The 16,038-nt window shown below is 68.4% G+C and carries 15 protein-coding genes; 6 read left to right on the top strand and 9 right to left on the bottom strand.

Features of this window, described 5'->3' with window-relative positions; all coding sequences use genetic code 11:
* Window positions 1-67 precede the first annotated feature (67 nt).
* Window positions 68-286: a hypothetical protein gene (locus tag ACAM49_RS23990; RefSeq protein WP_369637808.1), complete on the bottom strand. Its 219-nt coding sequence runs from the start codon at window positions 284-286 to the stop codon at window positions 68-70.
* Window positions 287-372: 86 nt separating this feature from the next.
* Between ACAM49_RS23990 and ACAM49_RS23985 the strand changes: the two genes are divergently transcribed.
* On the top strand, window positions 373-810 hold the full coding sequence (locus tag ACAM49_RS23985; protein ID WP_369637807.1) for a nitroreductase family deazaflavin-dependent oxidoreductase: 438 nt from the start codon (window positions 373-375) through the stop codon (window positions 808-810).
* A gap of 132 nt (window positions 811-942) precedes the next feature.
* On the opposite strand, the gene ACAM49_RS23980 is transcribed toward ACAM49_RS23985, so the two are convergent.
* Entirely contained in the window at window positions 943-1,284 is a 342-nt protein-coding gene (locus ACAM49_RS23980) for a hypothetical protein (protein ID WP_157514010.1), read from the bottom strand.
* 238 nt (window positions 1,285-1,522) lie between these two features.
* On the opposite strand from ACAM49_RS23980, the gene ilvA reads away from it, so the two are divergent.
* Window positions 1,523-2,878 (top strand): threonine ammonia-lyase IlvA, encoded by a 1,356-nt coding sequence (gene ilvA, locus ACAM49_RS23975; protein WP_369637806.1) that lies wholly within the window; start codon window positions 1,523-1,525, stop codon window positions 2,876-2,878.
* A gap of 23 nt (window positions 2,879-2,901) precedes the next feature.
* On the opposite strand, the gene ACAM49_RS23970 is transcribed toward ilvA, so the two are convergent.
* Complete coding sequence (locus tag ACAM49_RS23970) at window positions 2,902-3,582, bottom strand: response regulator transcription factor (RefSeq protein WP_369637805.1); 681 nt, start codon at window positions 3,580-3,582, stop codon at window positions 2,902-2,904.
* A gap of 189 nt (window positions 3,583-3,771) precedes the next feature.
* On the opposite strand from ACAM49_RS23970, the gene ACAM49_RS23965 reads away from it, so the two are divergent.
* Together ACAM49_RS23965 and ACAM49_RS23960 are read left to right on the top strand one after the other, a co-directional pair.
* Window positions 3,772-4,923: a DUF2235 domain-containing protein gene (locus tag ACAM49_RS23965; RefSeq protein WP_369637804.1), complete on the top strand. Its 1,152-nt coding sequence runs from the start codon at window positions 3,772-3,774 to the stop codon at window positions 4,921-4,923.
* Between the two features lie 83 nt (window positions 4,924-5,006).
* Window positions 5,007-6,479 (top strand): serine/threonine-protein kinase, encoded by a 1,473-nt coding sequence (locus ACAM49_RS23960; protein WP_369637803.1) that lies wholly within the window; start codon window positions 5,007-5,009, stop codon window positions 6,477-6,479.
* A gap of 27 nt (window positions 6,480-6,506) precedes the next feature.
* Here ACAM49_RS23960 and ACAM49_RS23955 read toward each other — a convergent pair whose 3' ends face one another.
* Window positions 6,507-7,082, bottom strand: coding sequence for a TetR/AcrR family transcriptional regulator (locus ACAM49_RS23955; RefSeq protein ID WP_369637802.1), 576 nt, complete (start codon window positions 7,080-7,082; stop codon window positions 6,507-6,509).
* A 125-nt stretch (window positions 7,083-7,207) separates the two neighbouring features.
* Between ACAM49_RS23955 and ACAM49_RS23950 the strand changes: the two genes are divergently transcribed.
* Entirely contained in the window at window positions 7,208-7,621 is a 414-nt protein-coding gene (locus tag ACAM49_RS23950; protein ID WP_369637801.1) for a hypothetical protein, read from the top strand.
* 40 nt (window positions 7,622-7,661) lie between these two features.
* Here ACAM49_RS23950 and treY read toward each other — a convergent pair whose 3' ends face one another.
* From treY to ACAM49_RS23930, 4 genes are all read right to left on the bottom strand, one after another.
* A complete protein-coding gene (treY, locus tag ACAM49_RS23945; RefSeq protein ID WP_369637800.1) occupies window positions 7,662-10,070 on the bottom strand; it encodes a malto-oligosyltrehalose synthase in 2,409 nt (802 codons plus the stop codon).
* A gap of 11 nt (window positions 10,071-10,081) precedes the next feature.
* Window positions 10,082-12,193, bottom strand: a complete 2,112-nt coding sequence (gene glgX / locus ACAM49_RS23940; protein ID WP_369637799.1) for a glycogen debranching protein GlgX — start codon at window positions 12,191-12,193, stop codon at window positions 10,082-10,084.
* A gap of 34 nt (window positions 12,194-12,227) precedes the next feature.
* Window positions 12,228-13,199 carry a GNAT family N-acetyltransferase gene (locus ACAM49_RS23935; RefSeq protein WP_369637798.1) on the bottom strand — a complete coding sequence of 324 codons (972 nt, stop codon included), beginning with the start codon at window positions 13,197-13,199 and terminating at the stop codon, window positions 12,228-12,230.
* Window positions 13,200-13,279: 80 nt separating this feature from the next.
* Window positions 13,280-14,212, bottom strand: a complete 933-nt coding sequence (locus ACAM49_RS23930; RefSeq protein ID WP_369637797.1) for a phosphatase PAP2 family protein — start codon at window positions 14,210-14,212, stop codon at window positions 13,280-13,282.
* Between the two features lie 108 nt (window positions 14,213-14,320).
* On the opposite strand from ACAM49_RS23930, the gene ACAM49_RS23925 reads away from it, so the two are divergent.
* Window positions 14,321-15,025, top strand: coding sequence for a TetR/AcrR family transcriptional regulator (locus tag ACAM49_RS23925; RefSeq protein WP_369637796.1), 705 nt, complete (start codon window positions 14,321-14,323; stop codon window positions 15,023-15,025).
* A gap of 24 nt (window positions 15,026-15,049) precedes the next feature.
* Here ACAM49_RS23925 and ACAM49_RS23920 read toward each other — a convergent pair whose 3' ends face one another.
* Window positions 15,050-15,832 carry an LLM class flavin-dependent oxidoreductase gene (locus ACAM49_RS23920; RefSeq protein ID WP_369637817.1) on the bottom strand — a complete coding sequence of 261 codons (783 nt, stop codon included), beginning with the start codon at window positions 15,830-15,832 and terminating at the stop codon, window positions 15,050-15,052.
* Window positions 15,833-16,038: the final 206 nt, after the last annotated feature.

Below are 16,038 nucleotides of genomic sequence, written 5' to 3'. Positions count from 1 at the left end.
GAAATAGCGGAAAACACCCGAAAGACACGGGCGGCGGCGGTGAATTAGCCGAAGCGAAACCCGGTGGTCAGCGGCGTGCCGCGCCGAGCACCCAGCGCAGGGCGGCGACGGTGGCCGCGCCGAGCACGGCGGCCTGGACCGAACCGGTGATGAGCGCGAGCATCAGGCAGACCACGACACCGGCGAACAAGGCTTCCAGCTTGTAGACCGGCCACGGGGTCCCGGCGATATCCACGGTGGGACGCGCGGCAACCCGCTCGGTGTCCGTAGGGTGAACCACTGCCATACGGTCAGGGTAGACGGTGAACCAAAGTTCGGGCAACCGAACTTACTGTCGGGAACAACACACGAACCCGAGCGGTTGAGCAGGTCATGCCACTAAACGGAGAGTACGAACCCAGCACGTCCGGTTGGGCCCGCGAACAGGCCGAACAGTACGACAACTCGGACGGCGCCGAGGGTCACGAACTGCGCGGCGTGCCGATCATCCTGCTCACCACCCGCGGCAACAAGACGGGCAAACTCCGCAAGACCCCGCTCATGCGCGTCGAGCACAACGGTGAGTACGCCGCCGTCGCCTCGCTGGGCGGCGCTCCCAAGCATCCGGTCTGGTACTGGAACATCAAGGCCGACCCGCACGTCGAGCTCCGCGACCGCGACCAGGTCCGCGACTACGACGCCCGCGAGGTCACCGGCGACGAGAAGGCCCTGTGGTGGAAGCGCGCCACCGAGGTCTGGCCGGACTACGACGAGTACCAGAAGAAGACCACCCGCGAGATCCCGCTGTTCGTCCTGACTCCCCGCCCCTGAATCTCGCCCGCCGCGGCGCCGGGAAGCGCGACGGTCGATAAGAAGATGCCCCGGTCACGTTGTGACCGGGGCATTTTCGCGGTTGTACACCTACCGGATCACCGGTGTTGCCGCGTCATGCGGGGCGAGGCCTCAGGGCAGGATCTGCGGCACGACGTCCGGGGCGACCGCACCGGTGACCGCGCCGACGACGCCGCCGACGACCGCGCCGTTGAGCGCCGCGCTGCCCACCGCGGCCGAGCCGATACCCGGGACGATGATGGCCGGCAGGGAGAGGATCGCGCCGGACGCGGCGCCGATGCCCGCGCCCGCGGCGGCGCCGTTGGCCAGCGGATCGTGGTTCTGCGCGTCGGGGTTGGTGGCGACCGGCTGCAGGTCCAGCGGGGCGGCGGAGGCGGTCGCGGTGCCCGCGGCGATACCGGCCGTGATGGCGGCGGCGGTCAGCGTAATGGCAACGGGCTTACGGAAATTCATCAGGCTTGTGGCTTTCTGGGTTGATTCTCGGGTAGAGCAAGCGAAATCGACGTTAGCTATCAATTCGCGCGGGTCGCAAAGCGGAGCCGGTACCTCCTCAGCGCTCACCTGATCATTCGTCCAGCTCGGCGCGAGATTGCGAGTTCAATCACGTCCGGCGCTTGGTGAATAAGGTCGAACCCCGCCCTTTATCGGCTCCGAGCGCAGGTCGCCGCATGCCCCCGGCTAGCATGTTCGGGTGTCTGATCCGCTTGCTGTAGCAACGAAGGTGTCCGGTCCGCTGCCCGAACTGACGGCGGATGAGATCGACGCGGCTGCCAAGCGAATTTCGGAGATTATCGAGCCGACGCCGCTGCAACGGATTCCGCGGCTGTCGGCGCTGACCGGGGCCGAGGTCTACCTCAAGCGCGAGGACCTCACCGCCGTCCGCTCCTACAAGCTGCGCGGCGCCTACAACCTCATGGTGCAGCTCACCGAGGCCGAGAAGGCCGCCGGCGTGGTCACCGCCAGCGCCGGAAACCACGCCCAGGGCGTGGCTTTCGCGTGCAAGGCGATGGGCGTGCGGGGCCGCATCTACGTGCCGACCACCACCCCGAAGCAGAAGCGCGACCGAATCCGCGTGCACGGCGGCGAATTCGTGCAGCTCATCGCCATCGGCGACACCTACGACGCGGCCGCCGCGGCCGCCGCCGACGATGTGGCGCGCACCGGGGCCACCATGGTCCCGCCCTTCGACGATCCGCGCACCGCGGCCGGGCAGGGCACCATCGCCGCGGAGTTCCTCGAACAGCTCGGCAGCCAGCCCGATCTGGTGGTGGTCCCGGTCGGCGGCGGTGGCTGCTTGGCCGGTATCGCGACCTACCTGCGCGAGCGGGCCCCGCAGACCGCCATCCTGGCGGCCGAGCCCACGGGCGCGGCATCCATGACCGCGGCGCTGGTGGCCGGGGGACCGGTGACGCTGCCCGAGATCGATCCCTTCGTCGACGGCGCGGCCGTGCGCCGGGTCGGCGCGGTCGGGTACCAGGCGGTGGTGCGCTTCGGCGGCCAGGTCCGCTCGCACGCCTCGCTGCCCCTGCTGACCAGCACCGAAACCCGTTCGGGCGCAGGCTCTTTCCGCATGATGCATGTGGACGAGGGCGCCATCTGCACCGCCATGCTGGAGCTGTACCAGAACGAGGGCATCGTCGCCGAACCCGCGGGCGCGCTCGCGGCGGCGGCGCTGCGCGAGGTCGAGGTGGAGCCGGGCTCGACGGTGGTGGTGCTGCTCTCCGGCGGCAACAACGACGTCTCCCGCTACGGCGAGGTCATCGAGCGCTCGCTGGTGCACCAGGGGCTGAAACACTATTTCCTGGTGGACTTCCCTCAGGAGCCCGGTGCGCTGCGCCGCTTCCTGGACGAGGTCCTGGGCCCCGATGACGACATCACGCTGTTCGAGTACGTCAAGCGCAACAACCGGGAGACCGGGGCCGCGCTGGTCGGTATCGAGCTGGGTGTGCCGGATGGTCTCGAGTCCCTGCTCAAGCGCATGGACGAGGCCCCGATCCAGTGCGAGCGCCTGGATCCGAACTCACCCGCCTACCGCTACCTGACCTGAGACCGCTTCTCGGCGTGCGGGATTCAGGCGTGTAGCAGGTATCCCGCCGCCGAGGTGTGGATGATCTGCGGATCGCCGAGCTTGCGGTCGATCCGGGTGATCACCTCGTCGACGGTCGCGGTCGAGCCGGGATTGTCGCTGCAGAACGCGGCGATCTCGGCCGGGGTGACCAGGGTGCCGGCCCGCGAGGCCAGCAGTTCCAGCGCGCAGAATTCGCGGGTGGTCATGGTCAGCAGGATGCCGCTGCGCCGGACCCGGCGGCGAATGCGGTCCACCACCAGGTCCCCGACGGTGAGCACCGGTGTCGGCTGCGGCTTGCGCAGCGTGGACAGTGCCAGCACCCGGGCGGCCAGCTCGCTCAGCGAGAACGGCTTGGCCAGGTAGTCGTCCGCGCCGCCCGCGTAGCTCTCGCTGCGATCGGTGGCGCTCTCGCGCGCGGTGATCAACAATGCGGGTGTGCGATCACCCGATTCCCGTTGCCGCCGAACCAGATCCAGCCCGTCGCCGTCGGGTAGCCCGCGGTCCACGATGAGGCAGTCGTAGAGTCGCGCCCCGCACTGCTCGCCGGCCTCGCCGAGATTGCGGGTCAGATCGACGTGGAATCCCGCGCTGCGCAGTCCGTCCGCGACGCGTGCGCCCAGCTGCTCGTCGTCCTCACACACCAGGACCCATACGCTGCGGGCGGTCACTCCATCGTCGGACATGGAACCACGGTGCCACATGGATCGTGAACGATTCATGAGCGATCGCCGAGCGACCGGGCGGTGTTAACGCCGGGCGGGCGGGTACTTGTGGGGGCACGTGCCCGGGTTAACGGGTGCGCGGCGGGGCCGGGATAAACGGGTAGTTCACTACGCGTGAAACCGAATGGTCAGAACGGGAGGCTGGCATTCATGAAAAGGCTGGTGGTGTGCTGTGACGGCACGTGGAAAGCCGAGTCGAGCACGACGGTGTCGAACATCGTCAAGATCGCGGAGACGGTGCGCCTGACCGGAGCGGACCGGGAGGGGAAGTCCGTAGGTCAGCGCGTGTTCTACGTGTCGGGGCCCGGCTCACGGGGATTCATGTCGGATCGGGTGCTGGGCGGGGCCTTCGGGCTCGGCCTCGAGGCCAATCTGTCGGCGGCCTACTGGCAGCTGGCGCTGAACTGGGAACCCGGGGACGAGATCTACATCTTCGGGTTCAGCCGGGGCGCGTACACCGCGCGCAGCCTGGCGGGGATGATCAACCGGCTCGGAATCCTGAAGTACGACGCCATGATTCACGGCATGTACCCCAGGGCGCTCGAGATCTACAAGACCCGCAAGGCGAATCCGGACGATCCGGATCCGGTGGAGTGGGACGAGTTCCGCGACGAGTACTGCTACGCGCAGCGGCCCACGATCAACTTCCTGGGCGTGTTCGACACCGTCGGCGCGATGGGCGTGCCGGGACTGACGTCGTGGAAGCATCGTTTCCACGATGTCCGGCTGGGTCCCATCGTGCTGTGCGCGCGGCAGGCGCTCGCGATCGACGAGCGGCGCCGGGAATTCGCGCCGTGCCTGTGGGAGGTCCCCGCCGAACAGAAGGAGCTGCACCGCCGCTCCGATCGGGTGAAGCAAGTGTGGTTCGAGGGCGTGCACAGCGATATCGGCGGCGGCTACGCGGACTGCGGACTGTCCGATATCACCCTGCGCTGGATGATTGCCGAGGCCGAGGCCGAGGGGCTGAGCTTCGACCACGACCGCCTCGACACGCTGCTGCGGGACTGCCCGTTCGACGCCACGCACCGGCACGACTCACTGAGCCTCGCCTTCCGGGTGCTGAATCTGGTTCGCCTGGCGGTGAGTTGGCGCAGCCCGCGCTTCTACTGGGATTCCTGGCGCAAACTGCTGCAGCCGGGCGACGAGGGCAGCTACCTGGCCTCGACCGTCCCCGATCGAAAAGGCTACCGTCCGGCGAACATTCGCCGGTGGTGTGAGGACGGCGAGTGCGCGGTGCCGCCGGAACTCATCGAGCCCGTCGAACTGGTTCCACTCCCGGATGTCCGGGTGCTCACGAGCTGATCGCCATGTTGTTCTCCTCTTACCGGACGTTCGCCGCGGCGCTATCCTCGCATCGGCGGACTTCGGGAGGAGGTGCGCGCAGGGTGGTCGCCACGGAGTTGGTCGCGGGGTCGGTGTTCGCGGGATACGTGATCGAGCGTCGGCTGGGTGCGGGCGGGATGGGTACGGTCTACCTGGCCAAGCATCCCGGGCTGGAGATGTCGGTCGCGCTGAAGGTGCTGAAACCGAAGGCGGCCGATCAGGCCGGAGCCGCCCAATTCCGGCGCGAGGCGCAACTGGTCGCGAACCTGCAGCATCCGAATATCGTCGATATCAAGGACTTCGGCGAAGAGGGCGGCACGCTGTGGATGGCCATGCAGTACGTGCCCGGCGGCGACCTGGTCAGCCTCATCGAGGAAAACCCGTGCGGCATCGACCCCGACCGCGCGGTCCGCATGGTGGCTGCCGTCGCCGACGCCCTCGACTACGCCCACGCCAATCAGGTCGTGCACCGGGACGTGAAGCCCGCCAACATCTTCCGCACCACCGGCACCGGCGGCGCGGATTGGGTCCTGATCGGCGACTTCGGCATCGCCCGCAGCCTCGCCGCGGACGAAACCCTCACCGCCACCGGCCGCTGGGCCTTCTCTCAGCCCTACGCACCCCCGGAGCAGCGCGTCGGCCGTCCGGCGGGACCCCGTGCCGACGTGCACGCCCTCGCCGTCACGCTCTACCAACTGGTGACCGGCGAGCTCCCCAGCGAACTGCCTGTCCCGGTGAAGGATTCGAGACTCCCGGGAAAGCTCGGAGCAGTCCTGTCCAAAGCCACCGCCTGGAACCCGGCCGAGCGCCACGCCAGCTGCGGCGAGCTCGCCGCCGCCGCGGCCCGCGCCCTGCACGCCCGCAGATGGCGCGATCACCCGGCCGCCGCGAGCCGCGACCGCATGGTCTCGGCCGCGCGCCGAGTCACCGGGCGCGGCGACTGGACGCCATCGGGTGCGCGGTGGGGAACCGATCGCGGAGATCGCCGACCCACCGTCCCGGAGGACACCAAGTTCTCGGCATACGGGTCCACCCATTCGCGAACCGCGCGGCGCGGGATCCGCACCATCTCCGCGGCAGCGATCGCGGTCGTGGTCGCGGCGGTCATTACCGGTGTGCTGCACTGGAATTCCGATTCGGCCGCCCCGGCCGCGGCGACCACCCCGCCCGCGCCGATCACCGCGCGTTGCCTCTACACCGCCGCGAAATCGGTGGCTCCCGGCCAGCACGCCGTCATCCCCGCGACCGGCGACGGCGGCCGCCGCTGCCTGCTCTCGGTCAAGGACGCCGCCCAGGGCCCGATCGAAGGCGTCAAGACCCTCCAGACCGCCCTTCGCACCTGCTACAACGCCGAAATCTCCGACACCGAAGGCATTTTCGGCCCGGCCACCAAACAGGCCGTCCTCACCGTCCAGCAACACCACATCCTCACCCAGGACGGCGTCTTCGGCCCCCTGACCTCCGCCGCCATGACCTGGCCGGTCTACGCCGACGCCGACAACACCCGATCTCCTTGCCGCACAGTCGAAAACTGACCGGCCGGGCAACGGACCGCGTGCGGGCTACGGCTGGGGTTCCGGGCTGTCGGGTGTGAGGATCATGCCGAGGAGTCTGGCTACGTCGGCGCGGTCGAGGCGTTTGGGAGCGGTGATGCCCTGGTAGTAGAAGCCGTCCAGCACGGTGGCCAGGGCTCGGGCCTTTTCGGGAGTTGTCTTGTCCGCGAGGACTTCTCCGGTTACTTGCCAGAAGCGGGTGGCCAAGTCTAGCATGCGGGGATTGCGCATGGCGGCGGTGGTCAGCTCGTATTCGACGATGATGTTGTCGCGGTCGGTCTCGAGGTTCTCGAGGATCATGTCGGTCAGGGCGGTGACCAGGTCGGCGGGGGTGGGGTGGCCGATTCGGGCGCTCCAGTCGTGGAGCCAGTCGGTGTAGCGCTCGACGAAGCGTTCGAGGGTCGCGGCGCGGAGGTCGTCGAGGGTGTTGAAGTAGTAGGTGGTGGAGCCGAGGGGGACGCCGGCTTCCGCGGCGGCGGCGCGGTGGGTGAGGCCGGCGATGCCGGACCTGCTGACGATGGCTTCGCTCGCGGTGATGATGCGGTCGCGGCGCTGCGGGTCGCTGGGTCCACGGTGGCCGGGCATGTGTACGACTGTACAGGTTGTCTGAAGATTTGCTGTGAGTCGACTCGGAGACCTGTCCACGGCTATATGTACGACCGTACAGTACGTGTGTACACAAAATAGCCGAGCTGGAAGGAACGAATCAGATGAACCAGAAAACGAGCAAGAAGACGGCACGTCGGATCCTCGGGGCCGCCGCGATCGGCGCCTTCGCCCTCGCCCCCGCGGTACTGTCCGCGCCCGCGCAGGCTGCCCCGGTGGCCGTCGACGACTGGCGCTACGACGAGCACGGCCGCGACATCGGCGGCTTCGACAAGAACGGCCGCAACAGCCTGGGCCTGGATCGCAATGGGTTCGACCGCTGGGGCTATGACCTTCGCGGCCGGGACTACCGGGGCTTCGACCGGGAAGGGTTCGACGCCGAGGGCTACAACAGCTACGGCTACGACAAGCAGGGCTACGACCGCAGGGGCATCGACCGCAACGGCTTCGACCGCTACGGCGTCGAGCGTGACCCGGCCCGCGGCAAGTCGCTGTTCAGCGGCAGCTTCGGCGGATAGCCCACCCGCATCCACGCCCGCGGCGGTGGCCGCCGAGCGGTCAGCGGACGAGCAGGGCCACGGGCAGCCGGGCGAACAACTTCTCCAGGCGCGCGCGGCCGGAGAAGGTGTGGCCGGTGAGGCGGTCGGTCCAATGCCCTTGGGGCAGATCGAGAACCGTGTCGGCCCAGCCGCCCGCCTCGTCGAGGCGGATGCTGTGGCGGGTGACGGCCACGATCACCTCGGGCGTCTCGCCGGTGCGGCCGCGCGCGTAGGAGATCAGGTGTTGGGCGCGGTCGCCGGAGGCGAACAGGGGGATGTAGGTGCCGCCGACGAAGCAGTCGGGACGCTCGCGGCGCAGCCACAGGGCGTAGGCCGCGATCCACATCTTGACCGCACCGGACGGGTCGAGATCCGGTGTGCCGGTGAGGGATTGCAGCAGCAGGGAGCGATGGGTGAAGTCGACCGGGCGGCGGTTGTCGGGATCGACGAGGGAGTCCTCCCACAGTTCGCAGCCCTGGTAGATGTCGGGGATGCCCGGACCGCAGAGCTGGAGCAGTTTCTGGGCCAGTGAGTCGGTCCAGGCGTGCGTGGCCAGATCGCTGACGAACTCACCCAATTCGGCCCCGACCGGCCCGTCGATGACGGAGTCGATCCAGCGGTGCACCGCCGTCTCGAAGTCGATATCCGGTTCCTCCCAGGAGGATCGGGTGCCCGCCTCGCGAACGGCCTTCTCCGCGAACTGATGCAGCCGCTCCCGCAGGCCGGGCACGGCCGCGGCCGGACGCCCGTCCGCGGGCCAGACGCCGAACATGTTCTGCAACAGGAACAGTGTGGTCGCCCCGTCGGGCCCGGGCGCGATCTCCTCCCAGGTGCTCACCGACCGCGCCCAGATATCGGGCACCTGCGAGAGCATCCCGATGCGGGCGCGCACATCCTCGCCGCGCTTGGTGTCGTGGGTGGACAGCGTGGTCATGGTGGCCGGCCAGCGCGCGGCGCGCTCGGCATTGGCGAGATGGAATTCGATGACGGAGCAGCCGAAGCGGGCCGGATCCGCGCCCATCTCCTGGAGCGACACCAGCCGCGCGGCGCGGTAGAACATGGTGTCCTCCACAGCTTTCGCGGTCATCGCACCGCCCACCTGATGGAAGCGGGTGGCCGCCTCGCCGCCGAGCGACAGCGCGGTCACCAGCACCTGCAGCGGCGCGGTCAGCTCGGCATTGCGCCGGGCGACCTCGGCCACCACCGCGCCGACCATCCCGGCCAGCGGCGCGTAATCGGTGCGGTAGACCGGCATGAACGAGAGCACCTCGATGGCGGCGTTGGTGAGCGCCATGGTGTCGAAGGCGTCGGCGCGGGCATCGCGCTTGATCGCGGCCACCAGACGGCGCACCTCGGGCACCAGCATGGTCTCGGCGACTGCGCGGCGAATCCGATGCTCCTGCTCGGTGAACCACGCGCGATCGCTGCCGTGCCCGGTGAACTGCCGCGACAGTTCGGTCAGCTGCTTCTCGCCGTCGGGGTCGATGAGCACGCCGCCGATATCGGCGAGTGCGTCGTAGCCGGTGGTGCCGTCGATGGGCAGGGTGGCGTCGAGGGGCTCGCGATTGGAGAGCACCTTCTCCACGAGCAGCAGCCGCTGCGGTCCGATGATTCCGCGCAGCCGCCGCAGGTACTCGCCCGGATCGGTCAGTCCGTCCGGATGGTCCACGCGCACACCGTCGATCAGGTCGTGCTCGCACCAGGCGGCCAGTTCGCGATGGGTGGCCTCGAAGACGTCCGGATTCTCCTGCCGGATCGCGGCCAGCCCGCCGACGGTGAAGTAGCGGCGGTACCCGCACAGCCCGGACTTCCAGTTGACCAGGCGGTAGTGCTGCTTGTCGTGGATGCGCAGCGCGTTCTCGCCGTCGGTGCCGGGCGCGATGGGGAAGCGCATATCGTGCAGCGCCAGCATGGGTTCGATGCCGGAGCGGTCCACGGTGAGCGCCGCGGGATCGTTCTCCCCGGCCAGCACCGGCAGCGCGATGCGCCCGCCCGCGCCGTTGCCCGGCGTCCAGTCGATATCGAACCAGGAGGCGTACTGGGATTCCTTGCCGTTCTGCAGGACATCCCACCACCACTGGTTCTGTCGCGGATCGGCCACGCCCACATGGTTGGGCACCAGATCCACGATCAAACCCATGCCGCGGCTGCGCACCTCGTCGGAGAGCGCCTTGAATCCGGTCGGCCCGCCGAGCCCAGCCGACACCGAGATCGGGTCGGTGACGTCGTAGCCGTGGGTGGAGCCGCGCATCGCGGTCATGACGGGCGACAGGTACAGATGCGAAATGCCCAGCTGCTGCAGGTATTCGGCGATACCGCGCGCGTCGGCGAAGGTGAGCGCGTCGGGTCGCAGCTGCAGGCGATAGGTGCTGCGCACGGTCGTCTGCCGGGCAATGGGGCCGGTGTGGTGTTCGGGCGAGCTGGTCATGGCGGTATCGATCATGCCGTACGGCGGAGAGCGAGTAGACAGCGTGCGGGCACTTGCACCGTCGAGGCGGCGGGGCGGGTGGTCTCGGTGGCCGGGCGACCGGTCGGTGTGGAGCAGTCCAGGGCGACCGACCAGGAGTTGCCGTGCGCGGCATCGGGCAGCGTGAAGTCGATCGCTTCGTCATGTGCGTTGAAACACAGCAGGAACGAGTCGTCGGTGATGCGCTCGCCGCGCGGGCCCGCCTCGCGAATGCCCTCGCCATTGAGGAACACCGCCAGCGAGCGGGCGAAGCTGGTTTTCCAGTCGGCGTCGGTCATCTCGGCGCCGCCGGGGGTGAACCAGGCGATATCGCCGGGGTGACCGTGATCCGGCGCCGGATCGAAGAAGCGGCGGCGGCGGAAGATCGGGTGCGAGGCGCGCAGTGCCACCGTCCGCGAGGTGAATTCGAGCAGATCGGCATTGGTGTGCATGAGCGTCCAGTCCATCCACGACAGCGGTGAATCCTGACAGTAGGCATTGTTGTTGCCGTGCTGGGTGCGGCCGAATTCGTCGCCGTGCAGCAGCATGGGCGTGCCCTGGGAGAGCAGCAGGGTGGCGAGCAGATTGCGGGTCTGGCGGGCGCGCAGGGCGCGGATCTCCGGATCGTCGGTCGGTCCCTCGACGCCGCAGTTCCAGGAGCGGTTGTAGTTCTCGCCGTCGCGATTGTCCTCGCCGTTGGCGTCGTTGTGTTTGTCGTTGTAGGACACCAGGTCCGCGAGGGTGAAGCCGTCGTGCGCGGTCACGAAATTGATGCTCGCGCTGGGGCGGCGCCCGGTCGCCTCGTACAGATCCGAGGAGCCGGTGAGCCGGGAGGCGAACTCGCTCAAGGTCGCCGGTTGCCCGCGCCAGTAATCCCGCACGGTGTCACGGTATTTGCCGTTCCATTCGGTCCACGCGACCGGGAAATTGCCGACCTGATAACCGCCCTCGCCGACATCCCACGGTTCGGCGATGAGCTTCACCTGACTCACCACCGGATCCTGCTGCACCATGTCGAAGAAGGTGGAAAGCCGGTCCACATCGTGCAATTCGCGGGCCAGGGTGGCGGCCAGGTCGAAACGGAAACCGTCCACGTGCATGTCCAGGACCCAGTAGCGCAGCGAATCCATGATCAGTTGCAGGGCGTGCGGGTGGGCCATGTTGAAGCTGTTGCCGGTGCCGGTGTAATCCATGTAATGCTGCGGATCATCGTCCACCAGACGGTAATACGCGGCATTGTCGATACCGCGGAAGCTCAGGGTCGGGCCGAATTCATTGCCCTCGGCGGTGTGGTTGTAGACCACGTCCAGAATGACCTCGATGTCCGCGGCGTGGAAGGCGCGCACCATGGCCTTGAATTCGGTGACCTCGGCGGCGGGGGAGGAGCCCGCGGCATAGCCGCGATGCGGGGCGAAATAGCCGAAGCTGTTGTAGCCCCAATAGTTTCGCAGGCCGCGATCGAGCAGGATGCGGTCGTCGAGGAATTGGTGCACGGGCATGAGCTCGATCGCGGTCACGCCGAGTTTCCGCAGATGCTCGATGATCGCGGGATGCGCCATGCCGGAGAAGGTTCCGCGCAATTCCGGCGGCACCTCCGGATGGGTGAAGGTCATGCCCTTCACGTGTGCCTCGTAGATGACCGTCTCGTGATACGGCCGCCGCGGTGCGCGGTCGTCGGCCCAGTCGAAATACGGGTTGATGACGACCCCGGTCATGGTGTGCCCGAGCGAATTCTGGCCGTAGTTGTAGGGCGCGGAGTCGGTGCCGAAATCGCCCTCGAAGGCCTTGCCGTACGGGTCGAGCAGCAGCTTGCTGGGATCGCAGCGCAATCCCTTGGCCGGATCGAAACGCCCGTGCACCCGGAATCCGTAGCGCTGGCCCGGCGTGATGCCCGGCAGGTAGGCGTGCCACACGTACCCGTCGACCTCGTCGAGGGCGACCCGTGTCTCGCGGTGCTCGGCGTCGATCAGGCACAGCTCCACCCGCCGGGCCACCTCGGAGAACACCGAGAAGTTCGTCCCGGCGCCGTCGTAGGTCGCGCCCAACGGGTAGGCGGTCCCCGGCCAGACACCGAGCGCGGTGGTGGCGGGGGTCGCGGGAGCCATGCTGGAGACGATATAACCCGGCCCCGTCGCGGCCCTATCGACCCGGTTCGCCGTCCGGACCGAGGGGCCGCCGCCAGGTCTGGCCGATCAGATCCACGCCGAAGCTGTGGTGCGGATTCGATTCGGCGAGGGTGAAACCGGCGCGCTCGTAGATGTGGCGGGCGGCGGTGAGCACGCTGTTGGTCCACAGCACCATCTCGCTGTACCCCGCCTCGGTGGCGAAGCGCAGGCATTCGTCCACCAGCGCGCTGCCCACGCCCAGCCCGCGCGCCGACGGTTCGACGAGCAGCAGGCGCAGCCGCGCGGTGTCGTCGTCCTCGCGCATGCAGTACACACAGCCGACCGGCTCGCCGTCGTATTCGGCGATCCAGGCCCGCTCGCGTTGCGGGTCATGGGAATTCATCCAGTCGGCGACGATCTTGGCGGCCAGCGCCTCGTACTCGCCGTTCCAGCCGAACTCCTCGGCGTAGAGCTCGGCATTGCGCTGGATCACCCAGCCGTGCTCGCCCGGGCGGGGCGCGCGCAGCAGGACACCGGCCGGGTCGGCCTCGGAATCGGTGTCGAGGATTCGCTCGATGGTCCGCATGGCGCCGACCAGCCGGGTGCGCACGCCGGGGGAGTGCGGGACCAGCAGTCCGCTGATCTGCTCCTGGGTGCGCTGATTCAGGACCTCGAACGCCGCGCGCCCGGCCTCGGTCAGCTCGACCACCTGGCGTCGCCCGTCGGTGTCGGATCTGCGGCGGGCCACCATCCCGCGCTCCTCGAACCGGGCCAGGATCCGACTCAGATAGCCCGCGTCCAGATCCAGTTCCAGCCGCAGATCCACCACCTCTGCGGCCCCGAAGTTGGCCAGCTCGAACAGGATTCGGCCCTCGGTGAGCGAGTACTCGGTGCCGAGCATTTCGCCTTGGAGGACGCCGATGATGCGGGTGTAGCGCCGGTTGAAGGCGCGCACGGCGTCGATGTGCCGGGCCTCGACGAGGTCGTCGGCAGCGCTGATTGTCATCTCGGCTCCAATCCTTTGACCGAGTCAAAGAATACGCGGGTGGCCGGGAGTGCGCGGGGCTTTCGAGCGGAACGCTGCGACTACGCGGTGTCGCGCAGGGGGCTGGAGTCCGAGCCGCCTTCTCCGGTAGCGGGATTCGCGTCGACGAGGAGCGTCAGCGGGGTCAGCGGGCTCGAGATCAGCGGGGTGGGGACGCGCTCGCCCAAGCTCTCCCACCGGGCGCGCAGCCGAATCGCGAGCGCGTCGTAGAGGCGCAGATACGGTGCGGCGCTCAGCCCGGCCGCGATCATGACCGCCGCGCCCGCGAGGCCGTCCACCAGGTAGTGATTGCCGGTTCCCATCACGACCAGCAGGATCAGGATCGGGTACAGCAGGCCCGCGATGCGGACCGCGCGGTGGCGCGCGTAGCGGAACAGCATGAGACCGCACCACAGCGCCCAGCCCACGTGCAGGCTGGGCATGGCGGCGAAATCATTGGTCATGGCCTCGAGGCCGCGTGGTGTGCTGGCGTCCCCGGCCCACCAGCCCGCGCTCGAGTACTGGGCCATCACGTCGGTGAAGCCGGCCGACGAATCCAGCAGGCGCGGCGGCGCGGTCGGGAAGGTCAGGAATCCGATGAGTCCGGCGGCCGTCGCGAGACCGAGTTGGGTGCGGGCGAGCCGGTAGTGCGGCTTGTGCTCGCGCCACATCCAGATCAGGACCAGCGGGGTGACCAGGTAGTGCAGGGTGGCGTAGATGTAGTCCGCGGGCAGCCCCAGCGAAATGTGCTGGGAGAAGAGGTCATTGAGCCACGGCTCCGGATTCAGCCGCGCCCAGCCCTCCCAGCGCAGCAGCGCGTTCCCGTGGGCGATCGCCGGATCGGGTGCGCCGTTCGCGAGCAATCGGCTGCCGTCATAGGCGAAGTAGACCACCACGACGAGCAGGATTTCCCGCAGCCATCGGTGGTCTCGCGAGACCTCCACTGCGGACGGAACGGCGGCTGCCTCGGGTAGGACGCCGGCTGCTTCGGACATGACCACGGTGTCGACCTCCACGCGCACTGTCGTACGACGTACGGTACGACGTACGCAATACTACAATGGTCTCGGAACCCGCCCTTATTCCGTCGTCGAGGACCCGAGATGAAACACCAACCGGACGCGCGGCCCGCAGCGCGCGCCCGCGTCGCCCGCAATACCGTCAGCGAGGATCTGGTCGTGGACGCGGCCCTGCGGCTACTCGACGCTCAGGACTTCGAGCAGATCTCGATGCGCGCGCTGGCCGCGGAACTCGGCGTCGGCACGATGACCGTCTACACGTACTTCCGCAGCAAGGACGAGCTGCTGCAGGCCGTCCGCAACCGCGTCCTCGGGGGCTTCCACCCGCCGACCGCCACGGGTGAGTGGTACGAGCGAGTCGCCGCCTGCTGCCTGTCCCTCTACGAATGGCTCATCGAACGCCCCGCGGTCCTGCGCGTCCTGTTCGCCTGCCCGCCCACCGAAGGCGACTTCGCCGCCACCGCGACCACCGCCCTCGAACTCATCCTCTTCGAACTGCGCCGGGCCGGCCTCGACCGCCTCGACTCGGCCCGAGGCTATGCCACCTTGCTGCAGTACACCTTCGGCGCGGCGCTGCGCCAGCTCTACGCCGGTGACGCCACCGAAAAGGCGGGCCATGTGCGCGCCCGCCTGGACGCGCTGTCGCCGGAATTACATCCAACGATCGTGGATCTGGCATCCGAGCTGGCTCGAACCCACGAAAACAGCACCGAGCAATACGTTTTCGGCCTCGACCTCATCGTGACCGGCCTGCGCGTGAAGGCCGGGGCCTCGCGGGAAAACGAGTAGTCGGCTACGCGATTCCCTCGAGGGCTAGCGTCCGGCGAGCTCGGCGACGACCGGAGCGAACCGCTCGGCCCAATCGGCCCCGATGACGAAGTAGGAGAAGCCGATCTCCTCGCGCCGCCGCTGGATCTCGTCGATGGCCGCGGCCGGATCCTCCGGCAGCACGGTCACCGCATCCGCCGCGCGCCACTCCGCCGGATCGGTGCCGGGGCCCGCCATGTGCGGCGCGACCGTATCGCCGATGACCGGAACCGCAAGCGCGAGTTCGACATCGCGGCCGGTGAGGTCGGTCTGGGCGCGGAAGTCGCGCGCCAACTTCTCGACTTCCCCGCGCGACTGCGGACCCAACACGAAGGTGACGGTGTCCGCGACCTCGGCCGCCAAAGCCCGCGCCTTCGGCCCGTAGACAGCCATCGCCACCGGCGTATGCAGCTCGGTCCCGTCGTATTCCCGTAGCCGCCTTACGGTCTCGCGAATATCGTCCAGCCGCTTCCCCGGCGACGGCACCTCGGGCATCCCATACCCCCGCACCTCATCCTCGATCCCCGGCCGCCCCGTCCCGATCCCCATCTCGAACCGCCCCTCGGTCAGCCGCGTCAGCGAATGCGCCTCCCAAGCCGTCTGCCACGCCGCCCGAAACGGAGTCGCATAAACCCAACTCCCCACCCGCAGATCGGTAATGGCCGCAACGGTGGCCAACATCGCCGCGGGAGCCGGCTGCGTCATCGGAAAGTCCGGCACCAACAACGTCGAATACCCGCAATCCCCAATCCGCCGAACCCGATCCCGCCAAGCCGCCACATCCCCCATGAGCGGTGCAACCACCCCGAACCGAAACGCCTTACTCATACCTGAACTCCTGTCATCCGGTCATCCAGAGGTACCGACGACGCCCCGCCCCAAAACTAATCGGACCGGGAAGCAATCCCCATCCCAATGGGTTGACCCCACCCATGACGATCACCGCCATCTCCACCCTCCAAGCCCGCCCCGGCAAGGAACCCCAGGTCCGCGCC

The organism is Nocardia sp. JMUB6875, assembly GCF_041154655.1.
In the GTDB taxonomy this organism is placed as follows: domain Bacteria; phylum Actinomycetota; class Actinomycetes; order Mycobacteriales; family Mycobacteriaceae; genus Nocardia.
Note: the sequence above shows the minus strand (reverse complement) of the source record. Positions and strands in the feature narration are given on the sequence as shown.